Here is a 17,142-nt window from a genome sequence, read left to right on the forward strand (position 1 = left end):
CACCGCAGCGAAGCGAGGATGTGCCCCGGCCCCTTCGGGCGCGCGTCGGACCGCCGAAGTGATCGCGGGCTGACGAAGCTCGAAGGGGCGGGGTGCACCGCAGCGAAGCGAGGATGTGCCCCGGCCCCTTCGGGCGCGCGTCGGACCGCCGAAGTGATCGCGGGCTGACGAAGTACGCCCAACTGACCCTCGGGGCCTGAGAACGCCCCACTCGTGCGTCACGTCGCACGAGTGGGGCGTTCTTGCGTCACAGCATCCCGACTTACGCGACATGTCGCGCCATCGGGGTACTGCATCCGACGTCAGCCATTCATGACGAACGTCGCCCGCGAACGCGTCAGATCTGACACCTTCGCGGGCGACGTTCGAGCTCACCGTGAGCGACGGGTTCAGCCCGCGACGACGGCGCCCTCCGGTGCGAGGTCGACGCCGGCCGGCTGGGCCTCGGCGTCGGGGCGCACACGTCGCGGGACGAGCATCGCGATGGCGGCGCCCGCGACGGCGGCGCAGGCCCCGATGATGAAGCACACCTTGAACGCGCCCTCCGTCGGGATGGCGGGCGTCCCCGGCGCGAGGACGGTCGTGCGGCTCGTCAGCACGGCGGCCATGACGGCGCCGGCGACGGTCGTGCCGACCGAACGCATCAGGCCGTTGACGCCGACGCTGGCGCCGGCCTCGTGCATCGGCACGTTGTCGAGGATGAGCGTCGGCATCGCGGCGTAACCGATGCCGACACCCGCCGACGCGACGCACGAGGCGACCATGAGCTGCCACGGCGCGTTCATGAGGAACAGCGCGATGACGTAGCCGATGCTGATGACGAGCGCACCGGTGGCGAGCGTCACCCGCGCACCGCGGTGCGTGATGAGCGCGCTGGAGACGGGCGCGAACGCCATCATCATGAGGCCCGCGGGAGCCATCCACAGCCCGGCGTGCAGGATCGACTGGCCGAGACCGTACCCGGTGGCCTCGGGCATCTCGAGCAGCTGCGGCACGATAATGGACTGCGCCATCATGCCGAATCCGACGAGCACGGCCGCGAGGTTCGTGAACAACACCGGGCGGCGCGCCATGGTGCGCAGGTCGACGAGCGGATCGTGGTGACGCAGCTCGTACGCGCCCCAGACGAGCAGCACGATGACACCGGCGACGATGCTGCCGATCGTGCGCCCACTGCCCCACCCCCATTCGGAGCCCTTCGAGACACCGACGAGCGCCGAGACCAGACCCACGGCGAGACCGATGATGCCGACAGGGTCGATGTGCGCCGGGTGCTCGTCGTGGATGTGCGGCACGACGAACGCCGTCAGCACGACGACGACGGCGGCGAGCACCGCGGACAGCCAGAACAGGTCGTGCCACGAGTAGTCCTGCGCGATCCACGCTGCGAGCGGCAGACCGAGCGCACCACCGACACCGAGCGTCGCGCTGACGGCGGCGACGGCGCCCGTCGCACGCGCGGGCGGAGCGACCTCGCGCACGAGACTGATGGCGACCGGGATGTAGCCCATCGCCATGCCCTGCAGCGCGCGGCCGACGAGGAACGGCGCGAGGGTGCTCGACAGCGCCGCGACGACCGAACCGAGGACGAGCAGCGTCGCCGATACGAGCAGGACTCGCTTCTTGCCGTACATGTCGGCGAGGCGGCCGGTGACGGGCATCGTCACGGCGCCGGCGAGCAGCGTCGCCGTCACCGCCCAGGAGGCGTTGCTCGCGGACGTGTGCAGCAGCTCCGGCAGTTCGCGCTGGATCGGGATGACGAGGGACTGCATGAGCGCGCCGCTGAGGCTGCCGATGCAGAGGACGGCGACGACCGTCATCGGGGAGAAGCGCATCGCGGGGGCGGCCCCGGTCGGCGCGGTGGGTGAGGACAAGTGACCACTCCGTTTGTGTAAATTACATACCTACCCGATGAGATTACATTTAGTTGTACGAAGCAACAAGCGGGGGGGACGGGATGGCGGCAGACGTGGCGAGCGACATCGACACCGCCGCCGACGACGGCAACGGCGACCGTGCCCGCACCATGGCGCGCCTGCTCTCTCACTTCGACATCATGCGCCGCGCCGAGGAGCAGGCGAGCGAGTTGCGCATCGCCGAGGGCCGCCTGCTGTGGCTGCTGACGGGCGACGGCCCGCCGCGCACGCTCAAGCAGATCGCGTGCGAACTTGAGCTCGAGCAGTCAACGGCGAACCGTCAGGTCAACGCTGCGGTGCGGGCCGGCGTCGTCCGGCGATTCCGCGAATCCGGGTCTCACGCCTGGCTCTTCGAGGCGAGCGACGACGGCGCGGCGCTCTACGAGCGCAGCGTCGGACGTCACCTCGACCGCGTCGACGACGCCCTCGCCGCTCTGCCCGCCGGCGAACGCGAACGTCTCGTCAGCTCGTTCGCGACGTTCATCGACGCCTACAAGGAACCGTCGGCGACCTCACCCCACGGCTCACCGCGCGACGACACGTCCTGAGAGTCCCCGGCCACACCGCGAAGCCGCCGTGACCGTCACCCTCGCCATCCCGTACCCAACGGCGATCTACGTCCACATCGGCGATTTTCGTTCACCTTCGTGAAGGTGAACGAAAATCGCAGATGTGAACGGGAATCGCAGAGGGGTCAGCTCATCGCGAACATCTCGAGGTGGGTCTTGACGACGATGACGCGCGGGCCGTTGACGTCGGCGGCGAACGTCGCGCGCAGGGCGTCGGTCAACTCGTCGTAGCCGACCTCGTCACCCACAGCCACCTCTTGAGCCTCGACACCGAACGACTCCGCCAAGGCGACGAAGTCCGGGCGCGCGAGTTCGGTGTGCGTCGCCTGGCCAAACGTCGCCTCCATGTACTCGCGCAGGATGCCGTAGCCGCCGTCGTCGACGATGAGCCACGTGACGGGGATGCCGTGTTGCACGGCCGTCGCGAGTTCGGCGATCGAGTACATCGACGAGCCGTCACCAGCGACGGCGACGACGCGCTCGTGCCCGCCGACGGAGAACGCCGCGTCGACGTCCGTCAGCTTTGCGCCGCGCTTCTCCGCGAGCGCGACGGCGCCGCCGAGTGCGGCCGGGAACGCGAACCCGAGCCCGCCGGCGCCCTGACCCGAGTGGAAGCCGCCGGAGCGGCCGTCCCAGCAGTTCCAGGCCCAGTAGGCGGCGATCGTCATGTCCCAGAACGTCGGCACCTCGTCGGGGATGCCGGCGCGGATGGCGTCCATGAACGCGCGCTCGTGGGCGAGATCCTGACCGTCGAGCCGGGCGACGATCGCCTTGCGCACTTCGGCAGCACGCTCGGCTCCCGGCGCGCGCCCCGCGGGCGCCTCTGCCGGGAACGCCGCGACGAACGCATCGAGCGCCGCCTTCGCGTCGCACGCGATGCCGAGCGCGGGGTGGTTCGACTCGAGAACGCGCGGCTCGGCGTCGACGTGGATGAGCTTGCCGGCGGGCTTCAGCGTGAAGTAGTTCGACGTCACCTCACCGAGCGAGGTGCCGACCGCGAGCAGGACGTCGGCGTCCGCGAGGAGGTCGGTGACGGCGCGGTCCTCGACCCACGACCCCATCGACAACGGGTGATCGACCGGAAAACCCGAGTTGCCACCCGGCGAGCAGACGACGGGTGCGTCGAGCTTCTCCGCCAGGGCGAGCAGCGCCCTCTCGGCGCCGGCGCGGCGCACGCCGCCACCAGCGACGATGGCAGGGCGCTTCGCGCCCGCGAGCAACTTCACCGCAGCCCAGACGAGTTCGGGGCGCGGCCCCTCCGGCGTCGGCGCCGAGACGGCCGTGCGGATCGGCGGGATCTCCGTCTTCGCGAGCAGCACGTCCTGCGGCACCTCGACCCACACGGGCCCGCGCGGATACGTCATCGCCTCGACCCACGCCGACTCGATGGCCGTCGGGATGGCGGCGTGGTGCGTCACCGTGCGCTGCGACTTCGTCACGTCGATGGCGGCGCGGCGCTGCTCGTCGAGCTGGTGCAGCATGCCGCGACGCGCGCCGCCGAGGCCCGAGACGGGCACCTGCGAGGCGACGACGACCATCGGCACGCTCGTCGCGTACGCCTCCTGCAGCCCGGGCAGCGCCGTCAGGGCACCCGGCCCGGTCGACAGGAACAGCGCAGCCGGCTTGCCTGAGACGCGCGAGTAGCCGTCGGCCGCGAAGGCTGCGTTGTTCTCGACGCGCGAGCTCATGAAGTGCAGCCCCGAGCGGCGCAGCGCGTCGAACAGGCCCAGCGCATGCTGACCGGGAATGCCGAACACCGTCGTCGTGCCGAGCGCTTCGAGCGTCTCGACGACGAGGTCGCCACCGTTGCGGATCTTCTCACCCTCGCCCGTCGGCGCGACGGCTTCGGGCTCGGGGTGACGGATCTGCTCGCTCACCGCTGGGCCCCGTACACCGTGCCGGACTCGCCGTACGCGGGCCCGCCGGGCGCGGCGTCCGCACCGAGCGCGAGCAGCGACATGTACTCGTAGACGACGTTGGCGGCGGCCAGGCCCGTCAGCTCGGCGTGGTCGTAGGGCGGTGCGACCTCGACGACGTCGGCGCCGATGAGGTTCGTGCCGCGCAGGCCGCGCAGGATCTCGAGCAGCTCACGCGACGTCAGACCGCCCGGCTCGGGGGTGCCGGTGCCCGGCGCGTGCGCGGGGTCGAGCACGTCGATGTCGAGCGAGACGTACAGCGGACGGTCGCCGACGCGCTCGCGCAGGAACCCGACGACCTCGTCGACGCCCATGCGCATGACGTCGTTGCTCGTCACGACACCGAAGCCGAAGCGCGCGTCGTCCTCGAGGTCCTGCGTGCCGTACAGCGGGCCGCGCGTGCCGACGTGGCAGACGCCGGAGGAGTCGATGAGGCCCTCCTCGAACGCCCGGCGGAACGGCGTCCCGTGCGTGTACTCGGCGCCGAAGTAGGTGTCCCACGTGTCGAGGTGCGCGTCGAAGTGCAGCAGCGCGACGGGGCCGTGCTTCTTCGCGTGCGCGCGCAGCAGCGGCAGGGCGAGGGTGTGGTCGCCGCCGATCGTGATGAGCGAGGTGCCCTCGTCGACGAACTGACGTGCACCCTCCTCCGCTTCCTTCAGCGCCGACTCGATGTCGAACGGGTTGAGCGCGATGTCACCGGCATCGGCAATCTGCATCTGCGCGAACGGCGACACGGACTGCGCCGGGTTGAACGGGCGCAGCAGACGCGAGCTCTCGCGCACGTGCGTCGCGCCGAAACGCGCACCGGGGCGGTAGGAGACGCCGGTGTCGAACGGCATGCCGACGACGGCGACGTCGGCCTTCGAGACGTCCTCGATGCGCGGCAGGCGCGCGAACGTGCCGAGGCCGGCGTACCGCGGCGTGAGGGCGGCATTGACGGGCCCGACGTTGCCGCCGGCCTCGATGCGGGGGTGATCCATCTCGTCCTCTTCCTCTTCCGACGAGGCGTGCGCACGCCCGGTGCGAGCACCCCGTCGAGCCGTCGAACGGCCACTCATCAGGTCACGATCAGATTAACGGACGTGTTTACCAATGCGAATCTCTCGTTTGTCACGAGTCGATCTCGTATATTCATACGGTTCACCGTGGACTCATGCCAGAGCCATGCCACCCGGATCCAAGGAGGCCCTCGTGGACCTCAACCTCGTGATCGTCGTCCTCTACCTCGTCGCCATGCTCGGCTTCGGGTTCTGGGGCCGCTCGCGCACCCAGAACTCCAGCGACTACCTCGTCGCCGGCCGCCGCCTCGGCACCTTCCTCTACACCGGCACGATGGCGGCCGTCGTCCTCGGTGGCGCCTCCACGGTCGGCGGGGTCGGCCTCGGCTACAAGATGGGGTTGTCGGGCATGTGGCTCGTCGTCGCCATCGGCGTCGGCGTGCTCCTGCTGTCGCTGCTGTTCGCCGGCACCATCTCGAAGCTGCGCGTCTACACCGTCAGCGACATGCTGAAACTGCGCTACGGCAGCAAGAGCGCCGCGGGCGCGTCCAGCATCGTCATGATGCTCTACACGATGTTCCTCGTCGTCACCTCGACCGGCGCGTACGCCACCGTCCTGCACGTGCTGACGGGCCTCGACAGCTGGATCTGCATCGCCATCGGCGGCGCCGTCGTGCTCGTGTACTCCGTCATCGGCGGCATGTGGTCGATCACCCTGGCCGACCAGGTGCAGTTCATCATCAAGACGATCGGCATCTTCGCGCTCATGCTGCCGTTCGTGCTCGTCAAGGCCGACGGCTTCTCCGGCATCCGCGAGCGCTTGGGCGACAACTACTTCGCCATCGCCGGCGGCAAGGTCGGCGCCGACACGCAGACGATCATCACGTGGTTCGTCGTCTACATGTTCGGCATGCTCATCGGCCAGGACATCTGGCAGCGCGTCTTCACCGCGCGCACCCCGAAGGTAGCGCGTCTCGGCGGCACCATCGCCGGCGTCTACTGCATCCTCTACGGCGCGGCCGGCGCGATCATCGGCATGGGCGCGCACGCTGTCCTCGGCGACGGCATCAAGGCGAAGAACGACGTCTACGCCGAGGTCGCCGACAAGATCCTGCCCGTCGGCATCGGCGGTCTCGTGCTCGCCGCCGCCGTCGCGGCGATGATGTCGACGGCGTCCGGCGCGCTCATCGCGTGCGCGACGGTGGCCCGCAACGACGTCGTCCCGTTCCTGACGGGCCGTGCCCGCGCGGTCGACGACGTCGCCGTCGACGCCTACAGCGACCACGACGCCCTGAAGAGCACAGGCTCGCACGCCGCGAACCACGACGCGTCCGACCCGCACAGTGAGAAGAACATCCGCGAGAACCGCGCGTTCGTCCTCGGGCTCGGCGTGCTGACGGTGCTCATCTCGATCCTCATGGCGCGCCTCGACAACGGCGGCGACCTCGTCGTCGCGTCGCTGACGGTGGCGTACGACATCCTCGTCGGCGGCCTGCTCGTCGCCATCCTCGGCGGTTTCGTGTGGAAGCGCGCCAACGGCACGGGCGCCGCGATCTCGATGCTCGTCGGCACGCTCGTCACCGTGGCCGGGATGGTCTACCAGGCGAACAAGCTCGGCGACACCCTGAATGGCATCCTCGCCAATGAGCCGATCTACTACGGCCTCATCGCCTCGCTCGTCACGTTCGTCGTCGCTTCCCTCGCGACGCCGAAGACGGACGACGCGGTGCGCGCCGAGTGGGACGCCCGCGTCCACCGCCCCGCCGACGTCGAACTCGACGCCACGCCGACCGCACGCTGAGGCACCTGCCCGCCTCGGCTTGACGATGCCGCCGTCCGCTCGCACGCTGGAGCGGACGGCGGCATCGGCGTCCCTGCTGAGTCACGACGCGCCCCATCGCGCCCCGAAGACCGCCCACCTCACGAGGAGACCGCATGAGCACCCCCGATCAGCGCGAGCAGCCCACCCCCGACGAGGCTTCCGCGGCCACGGCACCAGCCGTCCCGAACGCGGACGACCTCGACGTCCTCGCCGCGCAGCTGAGCGGCACGCTCGTCACCGACCCCGACGTCGTCGACGCCGCGAGCCGTGACCGATCCCCCGTCGAAGAGGTGGGTGCGGCGATCGCGCTCGTGCGCGCGACGTGCCGTGACGACGTCGTCGCGACGCTGCGGTGGGCGAACGAGCGTGGCGTGCCCGTCATCACGCGGGGTGCGGGCACCGGGCTGTCGGGTGGCGCGAACGCGATCGACGGGTGCGTCGTGCTCGATGTCTCCCGTATGAACGCGATCAAGACCATCAACCCTGCCGAGCGCATCGCCGTCGTCGAACCGGGTGTGCTGAACGGCGATCTGTCGGACGCTGTGCGTGAGCAGGGCCTGTTCTATCCCCCGGACCCGGGCTCGTGGCGCATCTCCTCGATCGGCGGCAACGTCGCGACGAACGCCGGGGGCCTGTGCTGCGTCAAGTACGGGGTGACGAAGAAGTTCGTGCGTGCGCTCGAGGTCGTGCTCGCCGACGGCAGCGTCATGCGCACCGGCACTCCGACGGCGAAGGGCGTCGCGGGGTACGACCTCACGGGCCTCATCGTCGGGTCGGAGGGCACGCTCGGTGTCGTCACGGAGGTGACGCTCGCTCTCGTCCCGGCGCCTGACGACGAACTGGTCGCCGTCGCACTGTTCGACTCGGCGTCGCGTGCGTGCGAGGTGGCGGCAACCTACCTCGAGGCCGGCGGGCGCCCGTCGATGCTGGAGTTCATGGACGGCCCGACGCTCGCCGCGGTGCAGCGCATGGCCGATCTCGGCTTCGACGAGTCCGTCGACGGCATGCTCATCGTCGGGTGTGACGACGCCACACGTCAGGACGTCGAGTTCGCGGCGTTCTCGCGCCTCGCCGAGGAGGCCGGCGCGGAGGTGTTCGTCGCCGAATCCGTCGCGGAGTCACTGCAGTTCACCGCTGCGCGGCGCCTCGTCGGCAACGCGTTCGAGGCGATGGGCCGCGACCTCGTCGACGACGTCTGCGTGCCTCTGCGACGCACCGGCGAACTCGTCGACGGCGTGCGGGCGCTCGGCAAGAAGCACCGCGTACGCGTCGCGACGGCCGGCCACCTCGGCGACGGCAACATGCACCCCGCCGTGCTCTACTCCCCCGGCGACACTCCCGAGGCCGTGGACGAGAAGCGTCGCGCTTACGCCGCGTTCGAGGAGATCATGCAGCTCGGCCTCGATCTCGGCGGCACCATCACCGGTGAGCACGGCATCGGGCGCCTCAAGGCGAGCATGCTGCCCGTCGAGCTCGGCGAGACGAACACGCGCATCCAGCGCGAACTGCGGCGCGTCTTCGACCCGAATGGGACCCTCAACCCGGGTGTGAACCTTGCGAGCGATCACTCTTGATATCGAGCGCGCGCAGCATCCGCAGCTACCTCGAAGCCGTCGGTGGCACCCTCGTCATCGAGTGCGTCGAGGGTGACAACCACGTGCAGGTGCCCTGAGCCCCGTCAACGCGCGACGGGGATGAGGGTGAAGATGACGACGCTCTCGCCGTCGGCGGCGTTGCGCCAGGTGTGTGGTTCGCGGCCGGGGAAGGTGAGGGTGTCGCCGGCCTCGAGTCGGTGCGTGGCGTCGTGCAGCGTCACGTCGAGCGCGCCGGAGACGACGTGCCAGATCTCGAGCTCGCAGTCGATGGCGTACGGTTCGGCCTCACCGTCCCCGCCGGGTTGGATGACGGCGCGCAGCATCTGCACGGAACGTTCCTGACGACCCGTGACGAGGCGCTCGTCGATGCCCGTGCCGCCCATGTCGACGACCGGCGCGTCGGCAAGCTTGATGAGCGACGTGCGGGGTGCCTCGAAGAGCGAGCCGACCTCGATCTGCAGCACCTGGCACAGCGTCACGAGAGAGGCGACGGACGGCGACGTGAGGTCGCGTTCGACGCGGCTGAGAAACCCCTTCGTCATGCCGGCGAGCTGCGCGGCCTGCTCGAGGGTGTAGCGGCGCGCCAGCCGGGCGTTGCGCAACCGGGCGCCGATGGCGACGTTCTCACGCACCCCTTGCACTGGTAGTGACTTCACGCCGGCTCCCTCTTGGTTGTATTGCGGTAAACCCTACGCCGGATCTCACCGCTCTCCCCAGAAAAGCCGTCAGAGTCCATTTTCGCCGTCAGTCCAGGGCGATGGGGCCGTACTCGTCGAGCAGCTCCCCTGGCCCGGGGTTTTCCGGAGACGAACTTCCGCCGAGGTGACGGACCACACCCCACACCGCGTTGAGGCCGGTCTGGACGGCGCCCTCGGCCCAACCGGCCGTCCACGAGATGTCGTCGCCGGCGAGGAAGATACCGCGCTGGTGCTCCGGCAGCTCGTCCTGGGCGAAGTGGGTGAACAGCCGCTGCTGATACCGGTAGTGCCCCGGCAGGTTGGCCTTGAACGCGCCCATGAAGTTGGGGTCGGATTCCCACGAGACGGTGATCGGCTGACCGATGATGTGGCTCGCGATGTCGACGTCCGGGTAGATCTGGGCGAGCGAGTGCAGCATGAGCTCGACGCGCTCGTCGGCATCGAGCGCGAGCCACTTGAGCGCGTCGTCGTTCCACGTGTACGACAGCAGGATGACGGCGGGCCGGTCCGGGCCGTCGTCGAGCAGGTAGGTGGCGCGGTTGAGGCGGTCGGTGAGGGTCATCGACATGACGTCACGGCCCGTGGCGGGGTCGATGTCCTTCCAGAACGGGCGATCGACCATGACGAACGTCTTCGAACTGCTCATGTAGTGGCTGCGCTCGATCGCCATCCACATCTGCGGGCTGAACAGCGCCTCCTCGGTCGTGATGCGCGTCGACAGCAACCACGACTGGCACGTCGTGACGAGCGCCGGGTACGTCGCCTTGCGCCCCCATCGCTCGGTGACCTCGAGGTCGCCGCTCTCATGACGCCGGATGGCGGCGACGGCGCCGCGCGGCGCCCCGTCGTGCAGGCTCGCCAGGGTGGTGCCGGCCGGCCAATGGGCGAGCTTCTCGGGCGCGTGCGACCACAACGCCTCGGGCAACTTCTGCGCTCCGCCGAGGATGCGTCGGTGCTGATCGTCGGCGTCGGTGTAGACGACGCGCAGGATCTCGAGGATGGAGTTCGGGAAGTCCGTGTCCCAGCCGCCCGTGCCGAAACCGACCTGACCGAACGCCTCACGCGCCGCGAAACCGGCCTCCTTGAACGATTCGGAGGCGGCGATGAAGCCGTAGAACGTCTGCTCGTCCATCGTCGGCACGAGCTCGTTCCAGATCTGCTTGATGCGCTTCGTGTCACGAGCGCGGATGGCGTCCTGCATCTCGGTGAAGCGCGCGCCGTCGTCGACGGCGGCCTTCCACGCGTCCGCGACGTCGCGGAAGAACTGCGGCAGTTCGTCGGGTGTGCGCGCGTAGTGCGCCTCGCCGCCGAGCTCGATGACGGTGCTCGGCGTGACATCCGACAGCGGGTTCGGGAACGCCTCCGTCTCGAGGCCCATCGCGTCGATGTAGTGGTAGAGCGCGCGGCCGGAGACGGGAAAACGCATGCCACCGAGGTCGGCGACGACGTCCGGGGCGGCGCTGAAACTGTCGGTGCGCAACCGGCCACCGATGCGGTCGGCCTCGTGGACGACGGGCTTGAGGCCCAGCTTCATCAGCTCGTACGCGGTGATGAGGCCTGACAGGCCGGCGCCGACGACGGCGACCTCGGTGCCGTACATCTCCTCCGGCACGCTGCCGAGGCCCGTGGGGTGGGCGAGGTATTCGTCGTAGCTGAACGGGAAGTCGGGGTTGAGCATCGTGACGGGCGCATCGCCCGCGTGCTCGTCGCGATCGTGCGGGAACTCGGTGACAGCGGTCATCGCGGGGTGTCTCCTTCTCGGAGTGGATGGTCGGGGTCGAGGTCGTCCTCGAGGTGACGCTCATAGGTCGCCTGGTCGAGCGTGGCGAGGCGGGAGTGACGGCGGCCGTAGCCGAGGTAGACGGCAATGCCGACGGCCATCCACACGCCGAACACGACCCACGTCGAGGAACTGAGATTGGCCATGAGGTAGAGACAGATGAGCGCGCCGGCGGCCGGCAGCAGCGGGTACAGCGGCACCGTGAATGCGCGCGGCAGCTTCGGGTTGCGCACGCGCAGATAGATGACGGCGACGTTGACGAGGGCGAACGCGAACAGCGTGCCGATGCTCGTCGCGTCGGCCAACTCACCGAGCGGGATGAGGCCCGCCGTCACCGCGACGACGCCGCCGACGATCACGGTGCTGCGCACCGGCGTGGCCGTCTGCGGGGAGATGACGCCGAAGACGCGCGGCACGAGGCCGTCGCGCGACATCGACAACAGGATGCGGATCTGGCCGAACAGCACCGTCAGCACGACGCTGAAGATGGCGAGCACCGACGTCACCGCGAAGATGAACGCGACCCACGAGGCACCCGTGATCTCACGCATGATCTGCACGAGCGGCGCCTCGCGCCCGTCGAACCAGTGCCACTCGCGGGCTCCGATGGCGGCGACGGCGACCGCGACGTACAGCACCGTCACGATGATCATGGACAGCAGGATCGAGCGCGGCAGATCCCGCTTCGGATCGCGCGCCTCCTCACCGGCCGTGGATGCGGCGTCGAAACCGATGTACGAGAAGAACACGGTGCTCGCGGCGGCGGAGACGCCCGCGGCACCCATCGGGGCCAGCGGTGCGAAGTTGCCCGCCTTGAACGCGGTGAACGCGACCGCGCAGAAGAAGACGAGGATGGCGATCTTCAGCACGACGATGATCGTGTTGACGCGCGCACTCTCCCGCGCGCCGCGTGCGAGCAGGGCCGTCGCGAGCAGGACGACGAGGGCTGCGGGGACGTTGACGACGCCGCCCGCCCCGGGTGGGTTCGCGACGGCCTCGGGCAGGCCCAGGCCGAACGAGTCGAGTGTCTCGTTGACGTACTGCCCCGCCCCGACGGCGACGGCCGCGACGCTCACCGCGTACTCGAGGACGAGACACCACCCGCACACCCACGCGAGGCCCTCACCCATCGTCGCGTAGGTGTAGCTGTAGCTCGACCCGGCGACGGGCACGAGGCCCGCCATCTCGGCGTAGGAGAACGCCGACAGCAGCGCGGCGACGCCGGCGATGACGAACGAGATCCAGATCGCCGGGCCAGCCTCGGGCACCGTCTCACCGAGGACGACGAGGATGCCGGTGCCGAGCGTCGCCCCGACCGACATCATCGTCAGCTGCAGGACACCGAAACTGCGGTGCAGGCTGCGCCCGGCGGAGGTCGCCTCGGCCTGCGCGAGCGTCAGCCCGATCGGCTTGCGCCGCAGGAGCTGGGCGCCGAACGGGAGTCTCGAACGCGCCTGCTCGTCGAGCGATGAGGACACGGGGCACCTCTCGAAGGGGTCTGTGGGCCAGACCACGATGTCACACATCGCCGAGTTGTTTCGTGTTGGGAAACGCATGTGCTTCGACGTGGCGAGAGGTGAAGACGAGCGTTCTGGCTGGATGCGAGTGGTCTGCCGCTCGTGGTCAGTCATGCCGCTCGTTCTTGCTCGCCGGCGCGGGCACGCCGAGGGGCTGTGGCTGACGTCAGCGCCAGGACGCGTAGGTGTCGCGGCGCAGCTTGGCCAGGTAGGGGACGGCGTCACGGGCTGCGGCGACATCGTCGCGGGTGATGTCGGCGACGAGGAGTTCGGCGCCGTCGCCGCCCTGGGCGAGGAGGCCGCCGTCAGGCCCGACGATGACGCTGGCGCCGCCGAACGTGAGCCCGTCCTCGACGCCGACGTGGTTCGCATAGGCGAGACCGACACCGTTCTCGAGGGCACGAGCCCGCACGAGCACCTGGGGGACGTCGTCGAACCCTGCGGTGAGCGCGGTCGGGACGAGGATGACGTCGGCGCCCGCGAGCGCCGCGGCGCGCGTCATCTCGGGGTATTCGACGTCGAAGCAGATGATGACGCTCACCCGCATCCCGGCGAGTTCGACGGTGGTGGGGGCGTCCATTCCGGGGCTGAAGGCGGCGGCTTCGTCGTCGTCGAACAGGTTGACCTTGCGGTAATGCAGGATCGGGCGGCCGTCGGTGTCGAACAGCGTGGCGGCGATGTGTCGCGCAGCCTCGACGTCGCGCAGGGTGCTGGCGACGCGTTGAGCAGCCTGGGCGTCAAGCAGCGTGGGCTCTCTATGTCGAGCAGTCTCGCCGGGCGCGCCGCCACCGCGGGTGGCGGGAGTGTCGGCCGTCGCGACCTCGGGATAGCTCGCGAGGACGGCGATGCCGTGACGCGCCGCGGTGGCGGCGAGGGCGCCCGCGATGTCGGTCTGCTGGGTGGGGTCGCATGCGTGCAACCGCTTCGGGGCGTAGCCGGTGACGAAGAGTTCGGGTGTGACGAGGACGTCAGCACGGCGCGCGGCAGCTTCACCAGCGCGACGGTCGATGATGGCGAGGTTGGCGTCGACGTCACCGACGACGGCCTTGTCCTGCATGACGGCGATGCGCATGACGTCGAGGATGGCAGATGCGACGGCACTCGAGGCCCGATCCGACCACCACGCCACCGCGCAGCGACCGCCCGACCCGCCTGCTCCCTCTGCGATTTTCGTCCACATTCCGATTCTCGTCCCCATCTGCGAATCCCGTCCCCCTTCGCGATTCACCGTCACATCCGCGATTTCCGTCCACTTTCGGCTCGAGTCAGGCCCCCTGACGGCCGCACCAGCACCGCCGAGTTGGATGCGCCCCTGCGTCGCGGCAGGATCGTCAGCATGAGTCCTCGGCCCGACGACGCCCGCCCCGTCTACCTCGATCACAACGGCACGACGCCCGTCGCGCCGGAGGTCGCCGAAGCGATGTGGCCGTATCTCACCGAGCACTGCGGCAACCCGTCGAGCGCGACCCCGGCCGGGCGCCTGGCCCGCCGTGCCGTCGACGATGCGCGCGAGCACGTCGCTGCGCTCATCGGTGCGTCGGCGGACGAGGTGACGTTCACCTCCGGCGGCACGGAGGCGAACAACCTCGCCATCCGCGGCGTGACGGCGGCGCTTCGCCGCGCTGGCGCGTCGCCCGCGGCCGACGTGAGTTCGACGGTCGTGACGTCGGCCGTGGAGCACCCGGCGACGTCGGCGCCCATGGCGCTTCTCGCGCGCGACGGCTGGGACGTCGTGACGCTGCCGGTGACGCGAGCCGGCCACGTCGACCTCGCACCCCTGCCGCGCGACCATGTGGCCTTTGGCTCGATCATCCTCGCGCAGAACGAGACCGGGGCGATTCAACCCGTCCGCGAGTTCGCCGCGAGCGTGCACGCGGCGGGCGGTCTCGTCCACACCGACGCGGCGCAGGCTGTCGGGAAGATCGGCGTCGACGTCGACGACCTCGGCGTCGATCTGCTCAGCCTCGCCGGCCACAAGCTGTACGCCCCCAAGGCCGTCGGCGCCCTGTACGTCAGGCGTGGCACACCGATCGAGCCCCTCGTCGTCGGCGCGGGCCAGGAGCGCGGGCTGCGTCCGGGGACGGAGAACGTCGCCGGCATCGTCGGCCTCGGGCGGGCCGCGCAGCTCGCACTCTCACGCCTCGCCGACGATGCCGCGCGCATGATGAGCCTGCGTGACGAGCTGTGGCGCCGCCTCTCGACGGCCGTGCCCGGCCTCGTTCGCCTCAGCCCCGCGCAGAACTGTCTGCCGAACACGCTGATGATCTCCCTGCCGGGGCGCCTGGGGCGCGAGGTGCTCGAGGCAGCGCCTGACGTCGAAGCATCCACCGGCAGCGCGTGTCACGCCGGAATCGACTCCCCCGCAACGACACTCGTCGCCATGGGAGCGAGCGACGATGTCGCGCTCGGCGCGATCCGCCTGACGTTGGGGCGTACGACGAGTGACGCCGACATCGACCGCGCCACGACGAGCCTCGTCGCGGCGTTTCGCCACGTCGCCTGACGAGCGCCGGGCCGCCGACGAATGTGACCAAGAATCGCGAACGTGGACGAAAATCGCGGATGGGGACGCAGATCGCAGAGGTGCACACGGGGCCGGTGCGCACGGCGTGAGGCACGATGGTGGGGTGAGTGATTTCTCCCGCAACCCTGAACTCAACCGTCTGGTCGCGATCGACGGGCTCCTGAGCGACGACGAGCGCGACGTCCAGGCCCTCGTCCGCCGCTTCTGCGACGACCACGTGCGTCCGAATCTGCCGACCTGGTATGACGAGGCGCGCGTCCCGGCGCGTGAGCTCGCGAAGGGGCTCGGCGAGCTCGGGCTGCTCGGCATGCACCTCGACGGCTACGGGTGCGCCGGCTCGAGCGCGACCGCGTACGGCATGGCGTGTCACGAGCTCGAGGCGGCCGATTCGGGTATTCGTTCACTCGTCAGCGTGCAGGGCAGCCTCGCGATGTTCGCGATCTGGCGCTGGGGCAGCGAGGAGCAGAAGACTGAGTGGCTGCCGCGGATGGCGGCGGGAGACGCCGTCGGATGCTTCGGCCTGACCGAGCCCGACTTCGGTTCCGACCCGGCCGGCATGCGCACCCACGCCAAGCGTGACGGCGGCGACTGGGTGCTCAACGGCACGAAGATGTGGATCACGAACGGCACGATCGCCGACGTCGCCGTCGTCTGGGCGCAGACCGACGACAAGATCCGCGGCTTCGTCGTGCCGACGGACACCGCCGGTTTCGAGGCGCGCGAGATCACGAAGAAGATGTCGCTGCGTGCGTCGGTGACGGCGGAGCTGTCGCTGACCGACGTCCGTCTGCCCGCTGATGCCGTCTTCCCCGAGGTGCGCGGGCTCAAGGGGCCATTGTCGTGCCTGTCGGAGGCGCGCTTCGGCATCGTCTTCGGCGCGATGGGCGCCGCCCGCGATTCGCTCGAGACAGCGCTCGACTACGCCGCGACCCGCCAGGTGTTCGGCAAACCGCTCAGCGGCTACCAGCTGACGCAGGGCAAGCTCGCCGACATGACGCTCGAGGTCTCCAAGGGCATGCTCCTCGCGCTGCACCTGGGGCGCCTCAAGGACGGCGCGGGCGTGAGCCCCGAGCAGATCAGCCTCGGCAAGCTCAACAACTGCCGCGAGGCCATCGCCATCGCGCGCGAGTGCCGCACGATCCTCGGCGCCAACGGCATCTCGACGGAGTACTCCCCCATCCGTCACGCCGGAAACCTCGAGTCGGTCATGACCTACGAGGGCACGAGCGAGGTGCACCAACTCGTCCTCGGCAATGCCCTGACGGGTCAGTCGGCGTTCCGCTGAGTCGATCCTCGGAGCCTCCGAGACGACGGCGGCTTCCTTCGCGACCACGGCGGGGAGCGTCCTACGAAACCTGCGCCTTGCTAGCCTGGCGGCATGGTGACCCTGACGATCGACGGCATCTCGGATGACGTGTTGCGGTCATTGGAACATCAGGCCGACGCCGCGGGGGTCAGTCTGAATGACTACCTCGTGGCATGCCAGTCTGAATGACTACCTCGTGGCATGCCTGACTCTCGTCGCACATCAGCCGCCGCCTGATGACGGGCCGCCGCGTCTCGACCACTCAGAGCACGTCGACCAAGCCGAGACCCTGGCAACGCTCACCGACGAGGACGCGAAGCGCGACATCACTGAAGGCGATGATGCCTACGCTCACGGGGACGTCGTCCGAGGTGAGGAGGCCGTGCGCGCTCTGCGCCTCCAGGACCGCACGTGAGCCACTGACGTGCAGGGTACGTCGCGGGCTCACGGCCCAGGCTCCACCAGCCGAATCAGCCGTAGCTCGTCGGACCGGCGAGCGGG

At 69.6% G+C, this 17,142-nt stretch carries 13 protein-coding genes; 6 read left to right on the forward strand and 7 right to left on the reverse strand.

What is annotated here, in order from left to right; all coding sequences use genetic code 11:
• Positions 1 to 389: 389 nt before the first annotated feature.
• Positions 390 to 1,874: an MFS transporter gene (locus AC1RS9_RS12755; RefSeq protein WP_231729417.1), complete on the reverse strand. Its 1,485-nt coding sequence runs from the start codon at positions 1,872 to 1,874 to the stop codon at positions 390 to 392.
• Between the two features lie 95 nt (positions 1,875 to 1,969).
• On the opposite strand from AC1RS9_RS12755, the gene AC1RS9_RS12760 reads away from it, so the two are divergent.
• Entirely contained in the window at positions 1,970 to 2,464 is a 495-nt protein-coding gene (locus tag AC1RS9_RS12760) for a MarR family winged helix-turn-helix transcriptional regulator (protein ID WP_165583862.1), read from the forward strand.
• Between the two features lie 146 nt (positions 2,465 to 2,610).
• Here AC1RS9_RS12760 and AC1RS9_RS12765 read toward each other — a convergent pair whose 3' ends face one another.
• The gene (locus AC1RS9_RS12765; protein WP_492921754.1) at positions 2,611 to 4,362 is read right to left on the reverse strand and encodes a thiamine pyrophosphate-binding protein; all 1,752 of its coding nucleotides are present in this window, start codon (positions 4,360 to 4,362) and stop codon (positions 2,611 to 2,613) included.
• On the reverse strand, positions 4,359 to 5,381 hold the full coding sequence (gene speB / locus AC1RS9_RS12770; RefSeq protein WP_006947199.1) for an agmatinase: 1,023 nt from the start codon (positions 5,379 to 5,381) through the stop codon (positions 4,359 to 4,361). Before speB ends, AC1RS9_RS12765 begins: the two co-directional genes overlap by 4 nt.
• A 184-nt stretch (positions 5,382 to 5,565) precedes the next feature.
• Here speB and AC1RS9_RS12775 point away from each other — a divergent pair, with 184 nt between their 5' ends.
• Positions 5,566 to 7,200, forward strand: coding sequence for a sodium:solute symporter family protein (locus AC1RS9_RS12775; RefSeq protein WP_492921756.1), 1,635 nt, complete (start codon positions 5,566 to 5,568; stop codon positions 7,198 to 7,200).
• A gap of 134 nt (positions 7,201 to 7,334) precedes the next feature.
• A complete protein-coding gene (locus AC1RS9_RS12780; protein ID WP_492921758.1) occupies positions 7,335 to 8,795 on the forward strand; it encodes an FAD-binding oxidoreductase in 1,461 nt (486 codons plus the stop codon).
• 104 nt (positions 8,796 to 8,899) lie between these two features.
• Here AC1RS9_RS12780 and AC1RS9_RS12785 read toward each other — a convergent pair whose 3' ends face one another.
• From AC1RS9_RS12785 to AC1RS9_RS12800, 4 genes are all read right to left on the reverse strand, one after another.
• A complete protein-coding gene (locus AC1RS9_RS12785; protein ID WP_115296922.1) occupies positions 8,900 to 9,472 on the reverse strand; it encodes a helix-turn-helix domain-containing protein in 573 nt (190 codons plus the stop codon).
• An 88-nt stretch (positions 9,473 to 9,560) separates the two neighbouring features.
• Complete coding sequence (locus AC1RS9_RS12790; protein WP_115296921.1) at positions 9,561 to 11,255, reverse strand: flavin monoamine oxidase family protein; 1,695 nt, start codon at positions 11,253 to 11,255, stop codon at positions 9,561 to 9,563.
• Positions 11,252 to 12,772 (reverse strand): APC family permease, encoded by a 1,521-nt coding sequence (locus tag AC1RS9_RS12795; RefSeq protein WP_492921761.1) that lies wholly within the window; start codon positions 12,770 to 12,772, stop codon positions 11,252 to 11,254. The genes AC1RS9_RS12790 and AC1RS9_RS12795 overlap by 4 nt, the downstream gene beginning before the upstream one ends.
• Positions 12,773 to 12,977: 205 nt before the next feature.
• Positions 12,978 to 13,883, reverse strand: coding sequence for a nitrilase-related carbon-nitrogen hydrolase (locus AC1RS9_RS12800; protein WP_492921763.1), 906 nt, complete (start codon positions 13,881 to 13,883; stop codon positions 12,978 to 12,980).
• Positions 13,884 to 14,147: 264 nt separating this feature from the next.
• Between AC1RS9_RS12800 and AC1RS9_RS12805 the strand changes: the two genes are divergently transcribed.
• The 3 genes from AC1RS9_RS12805 (at position 14,148) to AC1RS9_RS12815 (ending at position 17,056) form a co-directional block, all read left to right on the forward strand.
• Positions 14,148 to 15,314, forward strand: coding sequence for a cysteine desulfurase family protein (locus AC1RS9_RS12805; RefSeq protein ID WP_136788957.1), 1,167 nt, complete (start codon positions 14,148 to 14,150; stop codon positions 15,312 to 15,314).
• A gap of 124 nt (positions 15,315 to 15,438) precedes the next feature.
• Entirely contained in the window at positions 15,439 to 16,620 is a 1,182-nt protein-coding gene (locus AC1RS9_RS12810; protein ID WP_136788956.1) for an acyl-CoA dehydrogenase family protein, read from the forward strand.
• 217 nt (positions 16,621 to 16,837) lie between these two features.
• On the forward strand, positions 16,838 to 17,056 hold the full coding sequence (locus tag AC1RS9_RS12815) for a hypothetical protein (RefSeq protein ID WP_062256984.1): 219 nt from the start codon (positions 16,838 to 16,840) through the stop codon (positions 17,054 to 17,056).
• Positions 17,057 to 17,142: the final 86 nt, after the last annotated feature.

The organism is Dermacoccus sp. MPR-E5, assembly GCF_058809565.1.

Excerpts from the sequence above, each read along its gene's own strand:
- AC1RS9_RS12805 (WP_136788957.1), top strand. The coding sequence starts at position 14,148 with ATGAGTCCTCGGCCCGACGACGCCCGCCCCGTCTACCTCGATCACAAC.
- AC1RS9_RS12800 (WP_492921763.1), bottom strand. The coding sequence starts at position 13,883 with ATGCGCATCGCCGTCATGCAGGACAAGGCCGTCGTCGGTGACGTCGAC.
- AC1RS9_RS12775 (WP_492921756.1), top strand. The coding sequence starts at position 5,566 with ATGCCACCCGGATCCAAGGAGGCCCTCGTGGACCTCAACCTCGTGATC.
- AC1RS9_RS12790 (WP_115296921.1), bottom strand. The coding sequence starts at position 11,255 with ATGACCGCTGTCACCGAGTTCCCGCACGATCGCGACGAGCACGCGGGC.
- speB (WP_006947199.1), bottom strand. The coding sequence starts at position 5,381 with ATGGATCACCCCCGCATCGAGGCCGGCGGCAACGTCGGGCCCGTCAAT.
- AC1RS9_RS12780 (WP_492921758.1), top strand. The coding sequence starts at position 7,335 with ATGAGCACCCCCGATCAGCGCGAGCAGCCCACCCCCGACGAGGCTTCC.